The following is a 16,388-nucleotide window of genomic DNA, read 5'->3' as shown; positions in this document are numbered from 1 at the left end:
GCGCGACCGGGGCCGGCGGGGCACCCGCGTAGGTCGGGGCGGCGCTGCTCTGCTGCCAGGGGGCGGCGGGCGGCTCCGGGGCCCGGCCGTAGCCCGGCTGGGCCGGCGGCTGGGCGGCCGCCGCCGGCTCGGGCAGCTCGCTGGCCAGGGTGCGGCTGCGCACCCGGTACAGGCCGGTGTCGAGGTCGTCCGCGCGCTCCAGGTTGACCTGCAGCGGACCGAGGAAGCTGTAGCGCTGCGCCTCGGCGTACTCCAGCACCATGCCGGAGAGCTCCTGGCCGAGCTGACCCGCGTACGGGCTGAGCCGTTCGTAGTCGTGCGGACTCAGCTCGACGATGAAGTCGTTCGGCACCACGGTGCGGTCGCGGTTCCAGATGGTGGCGTTGTTGTCGCACTCGCGCTGCAGCGCGCCGGCGATCTCCACGGGCTGGACCTCGGACTTGAACACCTTGGCGAAGGTGCCGTTCACGAGACCCTCGAGTCGCTGCTCGAACTTCTTCAGGACTCCCACGGGGCACCCCCTTCCAAAGGGCTCTCGGCTGCTGGGCCGGGCCGCGTCGGGCCCGATTGCGGTACTTCCGTACTGATCGTATCCACGCGCGGGCCCGTCGTACGGTTCCCCGGCCACCCCACCGGAGCGGGTGCGCTTGCGCACACCCTGGCGGGCCGAGTGGTCCCGGTGCAACGACAGGTACCCCCGGGGGTGGCTACTCACCCCTGGCTCACCCGTTCGCCCGACCGTTCGAGTGGCGGGTGTGGGGAAGGTGTGCAGGCCGGGGCGGGGGATGGATTCGTAGGTTCCCCGCGGACCGTGCTAATGTTTTCCACGTCGGAAGGGGCGACCGAGAGGAAGCCGAAACCGAACGAGTGGGAAACGAAGCGGGTCCAAACCGGTTCGACTCCCGCCCGGGCGATCGGCTAGCATCTTCGACAACACCTTGCGCGGGTGGCGGAATAGGCAGACGCGCTGGATTCAGGTTCCAGTGCCCGAAAGGGCGTGGGGGTTCAACTCCCCCCTCGCGCACAAGGGACAGGGTCCCACCGAGATGACGGAAGTCATCGAGGTGGGGCCCTTTCTGTTTCTCCGGGCTGGGCATGTCTGCGGGCCGGTCAGGTTCCCGGGCTGGTTGCCGGGCCGGTGCCGGGCTCCTGCCGGGGCGTCAGCCCTCGCCGCGCTCCTCCTCCTCGGTGTGCTCCACGGTGATGCCGTGCTTGGTGGCGGTGCGCAGCAGGCCGGCGATCCGGCCCTGGTAGGCCTGGACGCCGTCGAGGTCGCCCTCGGCCTTCGCCAGGGCCAGTGCCTCGCGGGCCAGGGCCAGCTGCTCGCGCAGCTCCTCGTCGAAGATGTCGGTCACCTGACCAGGATCACCGCGGGCCGCGCCGGGCGCCAGCGAGGTGCCGGGCTCGGACCGGGCTCGACCGGACTCAACTGGGTTCGGCCGGGCTCACTCGCGTCCGCGCCGTCGCCGGGCCCGTTCGCCGAGCCGGCCGCGCAGCCGCTGGCCGAGCGCGGTGGCCCCCGCGGTGAGGAAGACCAGCGTGTACAGGACCTGCAGCATCACCACGATCCGGGCGCTCTGGCCGATCGGCACGATGTCGCCGTAGCCGACCGTGGCCATGGTGATCACGGTGAAGTAGAGCGCGTCGACCCGGGTGGTCAGGCCGGAGAACTCGCCGGCGTCGCGGGCCAGTGAGAGGTAGCTCACCGAGAAGACCAGCATCGCCAGGCAGCTCAGCATCGGGATGGAGAGCGCGGGCAGGCCGCGCCGGGACTCCAGCACGAGCTGCTGCACCTCGCGCAGCAGCAGGAGCCCCAGGACCGCCAGCACCACGCCGAACAGGGTCCAGCTGAGCACCGGGTGGTTCGGGCCGAAGGTGCCCAGCGGGACGGTGAAGTAGAGGGCGAACAGGACGAGCGGCGCAGCGGCCCAGAGCACCCAGGACCAGCGCCGCCGGCGGGGCGGCGACTCCATGGTCCCCAGCGTTCCCCAGCCCGGCGGTGCCCGCGCCGGTTCGCGGCCCCGGTTGGGCCGTCGGGGGGACGGGTGGGGCCACCGGGCCGGCGGTAGGTTGACGGTATGGGAGCAACAGCCATGATCCGCTCGGTGAACCTGGGCGGTGCCACCGCGACCGAGTACTCGACGCCCGGGGTGACCGGCATCGACAAGCGGCCGGTGGCGGGGCCGGTCGAGGTGGTGGCGCCGGCCGAGGGCAGCGGGCTGGTCGGGGACACCATCGGTGACCTGCGCCACCACGGCGGCCCCGAGCAGGCCGTCTACGCCTACGCCGCCGAGGACCTGGCGCGCTGGTCGGCCGAGCTGGGGCACGAGCTGGCCCCCGGGGTGTTCGGCGAGAACCTCACCACCGCCGGGCTGGACGTGAACGGCGCCCTGATCGGCGAGCAGTGGCTGATCGGCGACCGGCTGCTGCTGGAGGTCTCGGTGCCGCGGATCCCGTGCCGCACCTTCGCCGGCTGGCTGGGCGAGCAGGGCTGGGTGAAGCGCTTCACCGACCGGGCGCTGCCCGGGGCCTACCTGCGGGTGCGGCGGGCCGGCGCGGTGGGCCCGGGCGACCCGGTGCGGGTGGTGCACCGGCCCGGGCACGGGCTGGACGTGGCGACCGCGTTCCGGGCGCTGACCGGCGAGGCGGCGCTGCTGCAGCGGCTGGTCGACGTCGCCGAGCTGCCCGCCGCGACCCGGGAGAAGGCCCGCCGCCGGCTGGCCGCCCAGCAGGTGGGGGCGTGAACGGGCCGCTCGCCGGGCTGCGCGGGCAGTGGGACGTGGTCGCGGTGGTGGCGCTCGGCGGGGTGCTCGGCGCCGAGGCGCGCTACCAGGCCGGGCGGCTCTGGCCGACGCCGACCGGGACCTTCCCGTGGACCACGTTGGGGATCAACGTGCTGGGCTGCCTGGTGATCGGCGTCTTCCTGGTGGCGATCACCGAGGGGCGCCCGGCGCACCGGTTGGTCCGCCCGTTCTTCGGCACCGGGGTGCTGGGCGGGTTCACCACCTTCTCCACCTCCTGCGTGGACACCGAACGCCTGCTGGCCAGGGACGAACCGGGCACCGCCGTCGGCTACCTCGGACTCACCCTGGTGGCGGCGCTGGCCGCCGTCACCCTGGGGGCCGCGCTGGCCCGCCGGGTGCTGGTCCGAAGGACGGGTGCGTGATGAGCGGAACGAGTCCGCACGGGGTGCCGGCCGGGCCGCCGGGGGCCGCCGGGTGAGCGGGTACCTGCTGGTCGCGGTCGGGGCGCTGGTCGGGGCGCCGGCGCGCTACCTGACGGACCGGGCGGTGCAGGCCAGGCTGGGCGCGGTCTTCCCGTGGGGGACGCTGGTGGTCAACCTGGTCGGCACCGTGGTGCTGGGACTGGTGACCGGGGCGGTGCTGGCCGGGGCGGCCTCGGCCGACTGGCAGCTGCTGGTGGGCACCGGGTTCTGCGGGGCGCTGACCACCTACTCGACCTTCGGCTACGAGACGCTGCGGCTGGTGGAGAGCGGGGCGCGGCGGCACGCGGTGGCCAACGTCGGGGTGTCGCTGGTCGCCGGGCTCGGTGCGGCCTGGGTGGGGGCGGAGCTGGCGCACCTGGTCGGGTGACCGCTCGGCCGCTCGGATCTCGGCAGCTCGGGCCTCGGCTGGTCGGATCTCGGCTGGTCGGACCTCGGCCGGTCAGATGGAGAGTTCGCTCTCGATCCGGCGGGCGTGGTGGCGGGCCATGGCCAGGTTGGCGCGGGCCCGGTCGAGCACCAGGTAGAGGAAGAGCCCCTGGCCGCCCGCCCCGGTGAGCGGGCGGATCAGGTGGTACTGCCTGGTCAGCGTGGTCAGGATGTCCTCGACCAGCTCGCCGCCGGTGCGCGCCTGCTGCAGCTCGGCCGCGCGCAGGGTGGCCCGCACCACGTCGGTGCTGCCGGCGGCCGCCAGGGTCAGGTCGAGGTCGGCGGCGTGGCCCAGGCTGCCGAGGGACATCCCGCTGCCGATGTCCACCAGGGCCGCGCCGAGCGCGCCGTCGATCGCCATCGCCTCCTTGAGGGCAATCTCCACACCGGCCACCGCTACCTCCCTGGGGTCGTTCGGGTACTCCCGAGGAAACCCGAGGGTAGGGAAGCGGATGCCGGGGATCGCTCTTCTGACGCCTATTGCGCGGTAGTTGATCGGAAATGGCTGACCGGACCGGCACAGCTGCGTGATCATGGATCGGAACCGATCGATCCACGCCGGCCGAACCAGGAGCAGCCCGATGACCAGTCAGCAGACCCGCCTGCCGTGGACGGTGCGTCCGGCGGCCCCGGCCGACTTCCCGATCTGGCGCCGACTCTTCGGTGGCTACGGCGAGTTCTACCACGTCGAGATCACCGACGAGCACGCCGAGCTGGTCTGGGGGTGGATCCACGACCCCGGGCACGAGGTGGAGTGCGTGCTGGTGGTCGACCCGGCCGGCACCCCGGTGGGCCTGGCCCACTTCCGCCCGTTCGCCCGGCCGCTGCGCGGGGCGGTCGCCGGGTTCCTGGACGACCTCTTCGTCGCCCCGGCCCACCGCGGCAGCGGCGCGGTCGACGCCCTCTTCGTCGAGCTGCGCCGGATCGCGGCCGAGCGCGGCTGGAACACCGTGCGCTGGATCACCGCGGAGGACAACTACCGGGCCCGCGCCACGTACGACCGGGTGGCCACCCGGATCCCGTTCCTGACCTACGACATGGCACCCGCGGAGCCGGTGGACTAGTCCCTCTGGCTGTTCGGGGCGGGTGGGGCTGCTGGAGACTGGGGGTGGCACGGGACGGTCGTGAAGGGAGCGGGACGCGGTGCGAGCGGTGCGGTGGCGGGTGGGGCCGGCGGGGGCCGGTGCGGTGGTGCTGGTGCTGCACGGCGGGCAGGTGGCGAGTACCGCCCCGGCCCGGCCGTGGCAGCCCGCGGCGGTGCGGATGAACGGGTTCGTCCGGCCGCTGGCCCGGGCCACCGCCGGCCACCGGGTGGCCCTCGGGCTGGTCCGCTACCGGTACCGCGGGTGGAACGGGGAGCGGGCGGACGCGGCCGCCGACGTGACGGCGGCGCTGGACCGGGTGGCGGCCGAGCTCGGGCCGGTGCCGGTGGTGCTGCTCGGGCACTCGATGGGCGGCCGGGCGGCGCTGCGCTGCGCCGGGCACCGGGCGGTCACCGGCGTGGTCGCGCTCGCCCCCTGGTGCCCGCCGGAGGACCCGGTGGCGCAGCTGGCCGGCCGCAGCCTGGTGACCCTGCACGGGGACCGGGACCGGGTGACCGACCCGGCGGCGACCCGGGACCTGGCCGCCCGCGCCCGGCAGTCCGGCGCCCGGGTGGCCGCCCTGGAGGTGGCCGGGGCGGACCACGCGATGCTGCGCCGCTCGCGCGACTGGCACCTGGGCGCCGCCCGGCTGACCGCGGCGCTGCTCGGGATCGGCGCCCCGCCGGCCGAGGTGGCCGCCGCCTTCGACCTGACGGGCACGGCCGAGGGCGGCCTGCGGATCGCCCTGCCCTACGGCCGGCGGCCGGCCGCGGCGCGCGGCTGAGGGCCGGCCCGCGCGGCGCCCCGGTGACCGGAACGACGAACGGCCGGCCCCGCCGCGGTGGCGGGGCCGGCCGTTCTGGGCCGAGGTCAGCCGTTGATGCAGGTGTTGCCGAGGGCCGGGTTGAGGAGGCCGATCACGTTGACGCTGTTGCCGCAGACGTTGGCCTGGACCTGGATCGGAACCTGGATCACATTGCCGGACAGCACGCCGGGCGAGCCGACCGCCACACCGGTCGCGTTGGCGTCGGCGGCGGCGGCACCGGCGCCGCCCAGCACCAGCGCACCGGCGGCGCAGGCCAGGCCGAGGGCCCTGCGGAAGTCCTTCATGGGTGTCTCCATTCCTTGCCGGAAGAACAGGGGCAGACGGGGCCCACTTCCGAGCGTCGGTGGCCGAAAGTGTCCCTCGCGCTACTTTTCGTGGTCGGCGCCGCCGTGAACGGTTACCCCACCGGCAAGTCACCCGCAGTCACCCGCACGGCCCAGCTCGCGGGCCGATAACCGCACTCGTCCGGCGGTACCGGGGCTCGCGGCTACCGCGCCGGCGCCGGCAGCTCGGCGCGGACCAGGAAGCCGCGCTCCGGGGTGGGCCCGGCGGTCAGCCGCCCGCCGAGCAGCTGGGCCCGCTCGCGCAGCCCGACCAGCCCGTGGCCGCCGCCGGGCAGCAGCTGGCCGGGGCCGGGGCGCAGCGGCGGCGGCCCGTTGCGGACCTCGACCAGCAGCTGCTCGCCGCGGGCGGTCACCGCGATCCGCACCTCGGCGCCCGGGGCGTGCTTGCTGATGTTGGTCAGCGCCTCCTGCACGGTCCGGTACGCGGCCCGCTGCACCGCCTCCGGCCAGTCCCGCTCGCCCGGGTGCAGCTCGACGCCGCCGTCCGGGCCGGTGCCCTGGACCAGGCCGCTGTCCTCGATCAGCCGGGGCAGGTCGGCCAGCCGCGGCTGCGGGGCCTGCGGCGGCCCGGTCGGCTCGCCGCGCCGGGCGGTGCCGGTGCCGCCGGGGCCGGCCGCGTCGCGCAGCACCCCGACCATCTGGCGCAGCTCCTGCAGGGTGCGCACGGACAGTTCGCGGATGGTCTGCGCGGTCCGGGCGGCGGCCGGGTCGGTGGTGGACACCTGCAGCCCGCCCGCCTGCACGCTGATCAGGCTCACCTGGTGCGAGACCACGTCGTGCATCTCCCGGGCCAGCCGGCTGCGCTCGGTGGCCAGCACCCGGTCGGCCAGCAGCCGGGCCTCGCGCTGCCGGCCCAGGGTGAGCTGCTCCAGCCGCAGGGTGAGCTCGCGCCGGGTGCGGGTGAGCATGCCGAGCGCCACCGGGGCGGTGCCCAGCAGCACCGACTGCATCATGGCCAGCCCGTTGACCTGGTTGAGCGCCAGCGGGTCGGTGCCGCCCTGGCCGCTGACCGACCAGGTGAAGTAGTCGCACAGCCCGAAGGCGATCGCGCAGAGCACCGGGACGACGAGCCGGCGCCGGTCGGCGGCCACCGAGTAGAGCGCGCTGATCGGGGCCAGCCAGCTCTCGGTGAAGAAGGTGCCGGGCAGCGCCAGCACCATCGAGACGACCGGCCAGCGCAGCCGCAGCAGCAGCCCGAGCACCGCGATGCCGTTCAGCCCGTTCTTCCACCAGACCGTGTCCCGGTCCAGCAGCCAGCTCTCCAGCAGCGCGCAGCCGAGCGGCAGCAGCAGCGCCAGGCGGCGGCGGGCCCGCGGCGAGAGCGGGCGCCGCGGTCCGCAGGCCCACCGCAGGGCCCGGCGCTGCCGGAGCGGGGTCACTGGCCCGTGGGCCGGACCAGCCCGGCACGGTGCGCGATCACGGCCGCCTGAACCCGGTTGGTCGCGCCGAGCTTGCCGAGGATCGCGCTGATGTGGTCCTTGACCGTGCCGGTGCCCAGGAAGAGCCGCTCGGCGATCTCCGCGTTCGCCAGGCCCTCGCCGAGCAGCGCCAGCACGTCCAGCTCGCGCCCGGTGAGCGAGCGGACCAGCGCGAGCGCGCCCGAGTCCGGGCCGCCGCCCTCGACGTAGCCGCCGATCACGGTGCGGGTGACCGCGGGCGAGAGCATGCTCCCGCCGGCGGCCAGGATCCGCACCGCGTGCACCAGCTGGTCCGGCGCGGTGTCCTTGAGCAGGAAGCCCGCGGCCCCGGCGCGCAGCGCGGTGCCGATGTACTCGTCGGTGTCGAAGGTGGTCAGCATGGAGACCGCCGGCGGGTGCGGCAGCGCGCGCAGCCGGCGCAGCACCGAGATGCCGTCCAGATCGGGCATCCGCACGTCCAGCAGCACCACGTCCGGCCGCAGCCGTTGCACCAGTTCCTCGGCCTCGCCGCCGCTGCAGCCGCCGACCAGTTCCAGGTCGGGCGCGGAGCCGATGATCAGTCCCAGGCCGGAACGGACCAGCAGCTCGTCGTCCACGATCAGCACGCGGATCGCCGTCACGACACCTCCTCACTCCTGTGCTCGGGGATGAGCCTAGGGGTTCGGCGGGTTCCCACCCCCGCCGAACGGCGGGGTGGGAATCGGCTGACCGGTTCACGCGGATCGGCCGCGGGCTGCGCCACGATGGATGACACTCCACCAGCAGTGCGGATGCGCCTGCGGATCCGATCGTTTGGAATGAAGCTGTGTCCACCACCACGAAGCAGCCGTCTCCGGCTGCCGCGGCGGCGTCCCGGCCCGGCCCGCTGGGTCGCCTGAGGCCCCTGGCCGCCGCCGGAACGGTCTGGTACCTGCGGTTGATCGCGCTGCTCAACGTGGTGGCGGTGGTGATCGCGCCGTTCCGCAACACGGTGCGCCACCACTCCGAGGGCGAGTTCTTCACCCCGTACCTGCTGACCAACGGCCTGGCGACCGCGGTGCTGTCGATCTTCCTGGCCGTGGCGATGCGGCGGCGCAAGCGGGCCGCCTGGATCTTCAACTTCGTGCTCGGCGGGTTCTTCTTCCTGATCTACGTGCTGGCGCTCGCCTTCCCGGGCACCGACCACTACCGCGAGCACTCGTTCAACTACTTCTCCACCGTGCTGAGCGGGCTGTTCGTGCTGTTCCTGGTGGGGGGCCGCAAGGAGTTCACCTCCAAGGGCGACCGGTCCAACCCGCTCACCGCGCTGGCCACCTTCGTCGGCGGCCTGGTGCTGGGCGGTCTGGTCGGCGCGGTGCTGATCGGCTTCTACAACCGGCTCTCGGGCGCCGGCTTCGGCAACGAGTTCGGCTACGCGGTGGCCCGCATGGTCACCGTCACCCCGTCGGACCGGGTGCTGGACGTGATCGACGTCCCGAACTGGCTGAACGCCTTCATCAACGCGATGGGCGCGGTGCTCTTCCTGCTGGTGCTCTACGTCGCCTTCCGCAGCCCGCGCGGCAAGGAGCTGCTCAACCCGGAGGACGAGGCGAAGCTGCGCACCCTGCTGGACAAGCAGGGCGAGCGGGACTCGCTGGGGTACTTCGCGCTGCGCCGGGACAAGGCGGTGATCTTCTCGCCGAGCGGCAAGGCGGCGGTCACCTACCGGGTGGTCGGCGGGGTCTCGCTGGCCTCCGGCGACCCGATCGGCGACCCGGAGGCCTGGCCGGGCGCGATCGACGCCTGGCTGGCCGAGGCCCGCGAGCACGCCTGGGCGCCGGCCGTGATGGGCGCCTCCGAGGAGGCCGGGGTGGTCTACGCCCGGCACGGGCTGGACGCGCTGGAGCTGGGCGACGAGGCGATCGTCGAGCTGGACGAGTTCTCGCTGGACGGCCGGGCGATGCGGGTGGTCCGGCAGGCCTACAACCGGGTCAAGCGGGCCGGCTACACGGTGCGGCTGCGCCGGCACGAGGACATCCCCGAGCCGGAGATGGCCGAGCTGCTGGACAAGGCCGACCGGTGGCGCGACGGCCAGACCGAGCGCGGCTTCTCGATGGCCCTGGGCCGGCTCGGCGACCCGGCCGACGGGCGCTGCGTGATGCTGGAGTGCCACGACGCCGAGGGCGAGCTGCGGGCGGTGCTGAGCTTCGTGCCCTGGGGGCCGTACGGGCTCTCGCTCGACCTGATGCGCCGGGACCGGGAGACCGAGAACGGCCTGATCGAGTTCATGGTCATCGAGCTGCTCGAGAAGGGTGCGAGCGAGCTTCAACTCAAGCGGGTTTCACTGAACTTCGCGATGTTCCGGTCGGTCTTCGAGCGGGGCTCGCGGCTCGGCGCCGGACCGGTGCTCCGGCTGTGGCGCGCGGTACTGGGCTTCTTCTCCCGCTGGTGGCAGATCGAGTCCCTGTACCGGGCCAACGCCAAGTACCGGCCCATCTGGGAGCCGCGCTACCTGCTGTTCGAGAAGAGCAGCGAGATCCCCCGGATCGGTATCGCGAGCGCCCGGGCCGAGGGCTTCATCACCGCACCGAGTCTCCCCTCGCTCTTCCGTCGCCGGCACGCCCGCACCGCCGCCTCCGGCGCTGCGCCGGTGCTGCCGACGGCGGAAGGCGGCGGGAAAGGGTAGCCCTCCGCCGGGGGGCGGAGGGGACCCGAACGCTTTTCGGCCAGCTCAGGCACTTCGTGGGGCCGCACATCATCGGGGTACACCAGGGTTCGAGCCCTGATATGGCCCGGTTATGGCCCGGTGGGATATCCCTCCGAAGGATGAGTCGAATATGGGTATGAAGGGCGAAGCGGCAGCTGTTTGACTTACCTAGGGTGGAACAGCAGAAGCCGACGGAACGAAGAGAGAGGCAGTCGTGGACCTGAGGACCCACACGGGGGGCGAGCGAGGGGGGCGAGCGGCGCTGGTGCGCCGGGCCGCCGTCGCCGAGTGGGGAACACTGTTCGGCACCATCCGCGATCATGTGGCGCGAAAGCGGTTCGCGTCCATTCCGCTGGCGGTCGCCGCGACGTTCCTGATCCTCCTGTTCAGCATTGTCCAGCACCTGCCGGGTGGCGAGGGATTCGTCAACCGGATCGGTGTGGTGAAGGCGGCGCTGCCGCTCGACCTGTCGTTGTTGCGCACCCCGCTGTCGCTCTACGTGCCGGCCCTGGACCTGCCGGTCTGGGGCGCGCTGGCCCAGGTGCTGCTGGTCTTCGGGATCGCCGAGATCGTGCTGGGCCGCCGGGCGACGCTCTTCATCGCCTACGCCTGCACCCTGGCCGGCACGATCTACGCGCGGATCGCCGTGCAGATCGGCCCCGAGCACCCGTTCGGCTTCGCCGGCTGGGTGGCCCACATCCGGGACACCGGGCCGTCGGCCGCCGTGGTGGCGCTGGCGATCTGCGTGGCCTGGAAGACCCGGGCCTGGTTCACCGGTGCCGCGGTGGCCGCGACCATGATCGGCGAGGCCGTGGTGCTGCCGAACCTGGCCGGGCTGGAGCACGTGGTGGCGATCCTCACCGCCGTGCTGATCGCCGCGGCCGGCGAGGTCTTCGGCAGCTTCTGGCCGCGGGTGCTGGCCGGCGTCGGCGCGGCCACCGCGCTGGTCTCGGCCGAGCGCCGGCGCACCGCTTAGGGAGTCTTGTCCGCAGCGCGCCGTCGGGCCGCCCGCAGGGGCGATCCGGCGGCGCGCCGCGTTGTGGATCCGGCGGCGCGCCGCGTTGTGGTGCGGTGGTGCGCCGCCTCCCCGGTCAGCTGCGCGGCAGCGGCTGCTCGAACCAGACCACCTTGCCGACCGCCTTGCGGGCGGTGCCCCAGCGCTCGGCGAGCTTGCTCACCAGGTTGAGCCCGCGGCCGTTCTCGTCCATCGACTCGGCCGGCTCCAGCGAGGGCAGGTTGTGGTTGTCGTCGCTGACCTCGACCAGCAGCTTGTCCACCCGGATCAGCTGGAGCTGCACGTAGTCCCGGGCGACCCGGACCGCGTTCGTCACCAGCTCGCTGACCAGCAGCTCGGTGGTGTCGCTGAGCGCGGTCAGCTGCCAGGCGGCGAGCTGGTCACGGACCAGCTGGCGGGCCCGGCGCACCTCGGCCTTGTCCACGCCCAGCGTCCAGGTGGCCACCTCGGTCTCGGCCACCCCGTCGAAGCGGGCCACCAACAGGGCGACGTCGTCCTTGCGGTCCTCCGAGTGCAGCCGGTCCAGGACCGTGTCGCAGGCCTCGTCCGGGGTCTGCTTGGGGTCGATCAGGTTGCCGCAGAGCGCCGCCAGGCCGGCTCCTATGTCGCCACCGCGCACCTCGACCAGCCCGTCGGTGCACATCACCAGCATCGAGCCGTCGACCACGTCGATCTTCTTGGCGACGAACGGCACCCCACCCACCCCGATCGGCGCCCCGGCCGGGATCTCCAGCAGCTCCCCGGTGCCGTCGGGGTGCACCAGCACCGGCGGCACGTGGCCGGCGCTGGCCAGCTCGCAGGTCCGGTTGATCGGGTCGTAGACCGCGTACAGGCAGGTCGCCAGGTGGTCGTCGCCGATCTTCTGGGCCAGGTTGTCCAGGTGCCGCAGCAGCTGGCCCGGCGGCAGGTCGAGCGCGGCCAGGGTCTGCATCGCGGTGCGGAAACGGCCCATCGCGGCGGCCGAGTGCAGGCCGTGGCCCATCACGTCGCCGACCACCAGGGCCACCCGGCTGCCGGGCAGCTGGATCGCGTCGAACCAGTCGCCGCCCACCTCGGCCCGCCGGTCGCCGGGCAGGTAGCGGTGCGCCACCTGCACGCCGGGGATCCGCGGCGGGCGGGTGGGGATCATCGAGCGCTGCAGGGTGGTGGCCATCTTGGACTCGGCCCGGTGCAGCCGGGCGTTGTCCAGCGAGAGCGCGGCCCGGGCCGCCAGCTCCAGCAGGGTGGCGGCGTCCGCCTGGTCGAACGGGGTGCGGTCGGGCAGCCGCAGCAGCTTGAGGGTGCCGAGCACGGTGCCGCGGGCGGAGAGCGGCAGCACCAGCATCGAGCGGCCGGAGACCACCGGCACCAGGCCGGGGCCACCGCCCAGCGCGGCCGCGTAGTCCACCGCCAGCTCCTCGCCGACCACCGGCACCAGCACCGCCTGGTTGCGCTGCAGCGCCATGCCGGGCGGGGTGGTGCGCGGCATCGCCAGCAGTGCGCCCTCCTCCAGCACGTGCGCCCAGTTGCCGGAGGACTCGTGGTAGCTGCGGGCCACCCGGCGCAGCATGGTGTCGTCGTCCGGCAGGTCGGCGGGCAGCTCGGCGTCCGAGATCAGCCGGTCCAGCAGGTCGACGCAGGCGAAGTCGGCCACCTTGGGGACCAGCACCTGGCAGAGCTCGCGGGCGGTGGTGTCCAGGTCCAGGGTGGTGCCGACCTTGCCGCCGACCTCGTTGAGCAGGGCCAGCTGTTCGCCGGCCTGCCCGTTGGTGAGCAGCGGGGCCAACTGGTCGGCGGGGGCCGGCTGCCGGCCGGCGGGCTGGACCGGCGGGGTGCGGTCGCCAGCGGCCGGGGCGGGCAGCCCGGTGGGGCCGCCCGCGGGTTCCGCGGCGACGGGGGCGGGTTGCTGATCGGTCGTCAGGACGGCTCCCTGGGTCGGCGCGGGGCCCGGGAGGGCCGGGCGCGGGGCCGGGACGGTGGTGGTGGCGGGGGTGCTCGGGGCGGCGGTGTCCGGGCGCGGCTCGGGGACCACCCGCAGGGTGTGCGCGCCGGCCGCGGCGGCGGAGCGCTGCTGGGCGGTCGGGTAGCGGCGCCCGAGCCCGGCGGCCAGCTGGGCCACCCCGGTCGCCTGCGGTTCGTGCGGCACCACCGGCAGCCGGGTGCCGGCGTCCACCCAGAGCGCGGGGGCACCGGCGGCCGCGATCCGGCGCAGCACCGCGCGCTGCCGGGCCGCGCCGAACCGGGTCAGCAGCGGGACCAGGCCGGCGGCGGCGCCCGGGGCGGTGCTGCCGAGCACGGCGGAGATCTTGTGGAAGCCGCCCTGGCTCGCCTCGGCCGCCGCGTAGGGCAGCAGCCGGCGGCCGATCGCGATCCGCGGGCCGCGGGCCCGCAGCGGGCGGGCGTCGGCGGCCAGCGCCAGCAGGCTCCGGCCACCCGGCTCGATCAGCGGATAGGCCCACCAGAGCACCGAACGTGGCCGTTCCTCACGGTCGGTGACCGGGAGCAGGCCTGCCCAGGCGCCGAGCGCGGTCAGGTCGTCGAGGGTGTCGAAGGCGTCGCAGCGGCGGCCCGCACCGTCGGGGTCCTCGCGCCCGACGTCGGTGCCGAACCCCGTGGCGCGCGGCTCCATGGCGGGCAGCAGGCCGGTGGCGGTGCGGCCCTGGACCACCTCGGTGCGGTGGCCGAACAACTCCTCGGCGGCCCGGTTCCACAGCGCGATCCGGCCGTCCGGATCCACCAGCACGGCGGCCAGCCGGACCATCGCCACCACCCCGGCCGGCGGTTCGGCGCCCTCCGGGCCGGTCGGCGGGGGCACGGCGGCGGGGGCCGCGACCGAGCCCAGGGCGCGTGGCTGGTCCGTCGGGCTGTCCGAGGTGCAGTTCGGGTCGTCCGCCATGGGATTCGTGTCGCTCCCGCCTGTCCGGCCACTGCTGGGCCTGTGCCGCCCTCCAGCGAAGCACGGACCGGCCCCGGGCCGGTACCGAAACCGCCAGATTCGTCAGTATCAGTTGCGTGTCACCCAGCGTGCGCCCTGCCGCACGCCGTGTCCATCACTGTCGGGCAGTTCGTTGGCCGGAATTCGTCGTCGGCCGTCCGGGCGGGTGCTCCGGGTAGGCTCGACGCGGCCCGAGGGCGTACGGGCGCCAGTACGGGAGGTACCGGAGCGAGATGGCGATGACCCGAGGCGAGGACCGGAGCGAGCAGGTGACCGCGAGCAGCCCCGACCGTTGGGCGGATCCGGAACGGCAGCAGCTGGAGGAGCGGGTCCAGGCCACCGAGCTGGCCTGGCTGACGCTGGAGGTCGACGTCGAGACCCTGCGGGTCGAGATCGACAACTTCGCGCTGATCCACCACGAGCGGCTGGGCCCGCTCTACGCCCGGATCGACGAGCTGGAGGCGTTGGTCGCCGAGGCGGTGGCGGCGCGCACCGGCCGGGCCGAGGACGTGGCGCGGGCCGCCGCGGCCCGCCGGCAGGTGGCCGACCTGCCCGACCTGGACGCGCTCTTCGACAGCGTGCGGCAGGCCGAGGAGCGGCTGGCCGGCCCCGCCGCGGACCGGCCGGCCGGTGCGGCGGACGAGGAGCCGGCCGCCGAGCCCGAGCCGCCGCGCCGGGTCCGCCCCGGCAAGGAGGCCCAGCGGCTCTACCGCGAGCTGGCCCGCCGGGCGCACCCCGACCTGTCCACCGACCCGGCCGAGCAGCACCGCCGCTCCGCCTTCATCGCCCGGGCCAACGAGGCCTACGCGCGCGGCGACGCACCGGCGCTGGCCGCGCTGACCGAGGAGTGGTCCACCGCCCCCGAGTCGGCCCCCGCCCCCGATGCCCCCGGTCGGGACGCCTGGCTGCACCAGCGGCTGGCCTGGCTGAGCGCCCGGATCGGCGAGCTGGCCGCCGAGCAGGTCCGGCTGGAGTCGACCGCGATGGGTTCGCTGCTCGCGCTGGCCCCCGGCGACCCGGACCAGCTGCTGGCCGAGCTGGCCGAGCAGCTGCTGGCCAAGGCCGAGGCGCTGCGGGCCGAACTGGAGCGGCACCTGGGGCCCGCCGGGGCGGAAGCGGACCCCGCCGGGCCGGAAGCGGACCCCGCCGGGCCGGATCCGGTGGACAATGGGGCACCGATGACGACCGCCGGACAGGAGAGCCCGAGCATGTTCCAGCAGATCCCCACCGTCCAGGTCGAGCAGTTGCCCGCCGATGCGGTGCTGGTCGACGTGCGCGAGCAGGACGAGTGGGACGCCGGCCACGCCGCCGGCGCGCTGCACATCCCGATCGGCGAGTTCATCGCCCGGATCGGCGAGCTGCCCGCGGACGCGCCGCTGTACGTGGTCTGCCGGGTCGGCGGCCGCTCCGCCCAGGTGGTGCAGTACCTGGTCGGCCAGGAGCGGGAGGCCTTCAACGTGGACGGCGGCATGTTCGCCTGGGCCCAGGCCGGCCGGCCGCTGGTGAGCACCGGCGGGGCCGAGGCGTACGTGCTCTGATACGTGCTCCGAGCGGTCGCGGGCGGGAGCGGTCGCGGGCGGCCCAGGTGGGAGGGAAGACCGGATGACGGACCCGCAGGCGCCGGACGGCGCGCTGCCGGCTGCCGCGTGGGCCGGGCCGGCCGAGTGGGCCGCGCCGGTGCTGCCCGGTGGGTCGACCTGGCCGGCCGAGCCCGTGGAGCCGCCCGAGTCCGTGGAGCCGCCCGAGTTCGGTCCGGCCGATGCCGGCCGGACCTGGTCGAGGCCGGCGCTGGCGGTGCTGATCACCGGCGGCACCGCCATGGTGCTCGCCACCGCCGTCTTCCTCGGCCTCTGCTTCCTCAGCGTGGCGCCGACCAACGCGCTCTCCCAGCGCTACCAGGGCCAGCTGGACGGCCTGGTCTACCCCGAGTTCGAGCAGAACTGGAAGCTCTTCGCACCCGACCCGCTGCAGCAGAACATCAGCGTGCAGGCCCGGCTGCGCAGCGCCGCCGGGGACGGCCCGTGGGTCGACCTGACCGCCCAGGACATCGCCGCGATCCGCGGCAACCCGGCGCCCAGCCACGTCGACCAGAACCTGCTGCGCCGCGCCTGGGACTTCTACGACGGCACCCACACCGCCGACGAGAGCCCGATCGGCGACCGCGGGCAGCTGGCCCAGGAGTACCTCAAGCGGATCGCGCTGCAGCGGCTCGGCCCGACCCTGGACGGCGCCCCCGTCACCGGGGTGGAGCTGCGCTCGGCCACCGCCTCGGTGGCGCCGCCGCCGTGGAGCACCCAGCAGTGGTCGACCGCACCGCAGTACCGGCAGCTGCCCTGGTGGGCGGTCAGCCCGGCGGACTACCGGGGGCTGTCATGACCGGCGGCCGGGAGGGCGAGGGCCGGCCCGCGGCCGGGCAGGCGCCGGTCGGACCCGGGCGGCTCGCGGGGATCCCGCGCCAGGGCGGCCCGGCCG

Annotated in this window: 17 protein-coding genes and 1 tRNA gene; 10 read left to right on the top strand and 8 right to left on the bottom strand. The window is 74.6% G+C overall.

What is annotated here, in order from left to right:
- A partial coding sequence (locus tag ACQRUO_RS33400; RefSeq protein ID WP_428319890.1) for a DUF3662 domain-containing protein occupies nucleotides 1–511 on the bottom strand: 511 nt, incomplete at its 3' end.
- Between the two features lie 429 nt (nucleotides 512–940).
- Between ACQRUO_RS33400 and ACQRUO_RS33395 the strand changes: the two genes are divergently transcribed.
- Nucleotides 941–1,024 (top strand) — tRNA-Leu (locus ACQRUO_RS33395).
- Between the two features lie 136 nt (nucleotides 1,025–1,160).
- Here the strand turns inward: ACQRUO_RS33395 and ACQRUO_RS33390 are convergent.
- Together ACQRUO_RS33390 and ACQRUO_RS33385 are read right to left on the bottom strand one after the other, a co-directional pair.
- A complete protein-coding gene (locus tag ACQRUO_RS33390) occupies nucleotides 1,161–1,355 on the bottom strand; it encodes a hypothetical protein (protein WP_428319889.1) in 195 nt (64 codons plus the stop codon).
- 90 nt (nucleotides 1,356–1,445) lie between these two features.
- Complete coding sequence (locus tag ACQRUO_RS33385; protein WP_428319888.1) at nucleotides 1,446–1,973, bottom strand: potassium channel family protein; 528 nt, start codon at nucleotides 1,971–1,973, stop codon at nucleotides 1,446–1,448.
- Between the two features lie 105 nt (nucleotides 1,974–2,078).
- Between ACQRUO_RS33385 and ACQRUO_RS33380 the strand changes: the two genes are divergently transcribed.
- The 3 genes from ACQRUO_RS33380 to crcB (ACQRUO_RS33370) are packed head-to-tail and all read left to right on the top strand — an operon-like array spanning nucleotide 2,079 to nucleotide 3,593.
- Complete coding sequence (locus tag ACQRUO_RS33380; RefSeq protein ID WP_428319887.1) at nucleotides 2,079–2,744, top strand: MOSC domain-containing protein; 666 nt, start codon at nucleotides 2,079–2,081, stop codon at nucleotides 2,742–2,744.
- Nucleotides 2,741–3,166, top strand: coding sequence for a fluoride efflux transporter CrcB (gene crcB, locus ACQRUO_RS33375; protein WP_428319886.1), 426 nt, complete (start codon nucleotides 2,741–2,743; stop codon nucleotides 3,164–3,166). Before ACQRUO_RS33380 ends, crcB (ACQRUO_RS33375) begins: the two co-directional genes overlap by 4 nt.
- Before the next feature lie 52 nt (nucleotides 3,167–3,218).
- Nucleotides 3,219–3,593 (top strand): fluoride efflux transporter CrcB, encoded by a 375-nt coding sequence (gene crcB / locus ACQRUO_RS33370; protein WP_428319885.1) that lies wholly within the window; start codon nucleotides 3,219–3,221, stop codon nucleotides 3,591–3,593.
- Nucleotides 3,594–3,665: 72 nt separating this feature from the next.
- On the opposite strand, the gene ACQRUO_RS33365 is transcribed toward crcB (ACQRUO_RS33370), so the two are convergent.
- On the bottom strand, nucleotides 3,666–4,046 hold the full coding sequence (locus ACQRUO_RS33365) for a hypothetical protein (RefSeq protein ID WP_428319884.1): 381 nt from the start codon (nucleotides 4,044–4,046) through the stop codon (nucleotides 3,666–3,668).
- Nucleotides 4,047–4,233: 187 nt separating this feature from the next.
- On the opposite strand from ACQRUO_RS33365, the gene ACQRUO_RS33360 reads away from it, so the two are divergent.
- Both ACQRUO_RS33360 and ACQRUO_RS33355 read left to right on the top strand, forming a co-directional pair.
- Entirely contained in the window at nucleotides 4,234–4,716 is a 483-nt protein-coding gene (locus tag ACQRUO_RS33360) for an N-acetyltransferase family protein (protein WP_428319883.1), read from the top strand.
- A gap of 79 nt (nucleotides 4,717–4,795) precedes the next feature.
- The gene (locus ACQRUO_RS33355; RefSeq protein ID WP_428319882.1) at nucleotides 4,796–5,518 is read left to right on the top strand and encodes an alpha/beta hydrolase; all 723 of its coding nucleotides are present in this window, start codon (nucleotides 4,796–4,798) and stop codon (nucleotides 5,516–5,518) included.
- A gap of 86 nt (nucleotides 5,519–5,604) precedes the next feature.
- Here ACQRUO_RS33355 and ACQRUO_RS33350 read toward each other — a convergent pair whose 3' ends face one another.
- The 3 genes from ACQRUO_RS33350 to ACQRUO_RS33340 form a co-directional block, all read right to left on the bottom strand.
- Nucleotides 5,605–5,844 (bottom strand): chaplin, encoded by a 240-nt coding sequence (locus ACQRUO_RS33350; RefSeq protein ID WP_428319881.1) that lies wholly within the window; start codon nucleotides 5,842–5,844, stop codon nucleotides 5,605–5,607.
- 203 nt (nucleotides 5,845–6,047) lie between these two features.
- Entirely contained in the window at nucleotides 6,048–7,283 is a 1,236-nt protein-coding gene (locus ACQRUO_RS33345; protein ID WP_428319880.1) for a sensor histidine kinase, read from the bottom strand.
- Nucleotides 7,280–7,942, bottom strand: coding sequence for a response regulator (locus ACQRUO_RS33340; protein ID WP_428319879.1), 663 nt, complete (start codon nucleotides 7,940–7,942; stop codon nucleotides 7,280–7,282). Before ACQRUO_RS33340 ends, ACQRUO_RS33345 begins: the two co-directional genes overlap by 4 nt.
- A 185-nt stretch (nucleotides 7,943–8,127) precedes the next feature.
- Here ACQRUO_RS33340 and ACQRUO_RS33335 point away from each other — a divergent pair, with 185 nt between their 5' ends.
- Both ACQRUO_RS33335 and ACQRUO_RS33330 read left to right on the top strand, forming a co-directional pair.
- A complete protein-coding gene (locus ACQRUO_RS33335) occupies nucleotides 8,128–9,966 on the top strand; it encodes a phosphatidylglycerol lysyltransferase domain-containing protein (protein ID WP_428319878.1) in 1,839 nt (612 codons plus the stop codon).
- 343 nt (nucleotides 9,967–10,309) lie between these two features.
- A complete protein-coding gene (locus ACQRUO_RS33330; protein WP_428319877.1) occupies nucleotides 10,310–10,963 on the top strand; it encodes a hypothetical protein in 654 nt (217 codons plus the stop codon).
- 115 nt (nucleotides 10,964–11,078) lie between these two features.
- Here ACQRUO_RS33330 and ACQRUO_RS33325 read toward each other — a convergent pair whose 3' ends face one another.
- Nucleotides 11,079–13,877 carry a SpoIIE family protein phosphatase gene (locus ACQRUO_RS33325; RefSeq protein WP_428319876.1) on the bottom strand — a complete coding sequence of 933 codons (2,799 nt, stop codon included), beginning with the start codon at nucleotides 13,875–13,877 and terminating at the stop codon, nucleotides 11,079–11,081.
- A gap of 272 nt (nucleotides 13,878–14,149) precedes the next feature.
- On the opposite strand from ACQRUO_RS33325, the gene ACQRUO_RS33320 reads away from it, so the two are divergent.
- Nucleotides 14,150–15,454 (top strand): rhodanese-like domain-containing protein, encoded by a 1,305-nt coding sequence (locus ACQRUO_RS33320; protein ID WP_428319875.1) that lies wholly within the window; start codon nucleotides 14,150–14,152, stop codon nucleotides 15,452–15,454.
- Between the two features lie 64 nt (nucleotides 15,455–15,518).
- A complete protein-coding gene (locus tag ACQRUO_RS33315) occupies nucleotides 15,519–16,292 on the top strand; it encodes a DUF5819 family protein (RefSeq protein WP_428319874.1) in 774 nt (257 codons plus the stop codon).
- The last annotated feature ends 96 nt before the right edge of the window (nucleotides 16,293–16,388 follow it).

This window comes from Kitasatospora sp. LaBMicrA B282 (assembly GCF_050325825.1).
Lineage (GTDB): Bacteria > Actinomycetota > Actinomycetes > Streptomycetales > Streptomycetaceae > Kitasatospora.
Note: the sequence above shows the minus strand (reverse complement) of the source record. Positions and strands in the feature narration are given on the sequence as shown.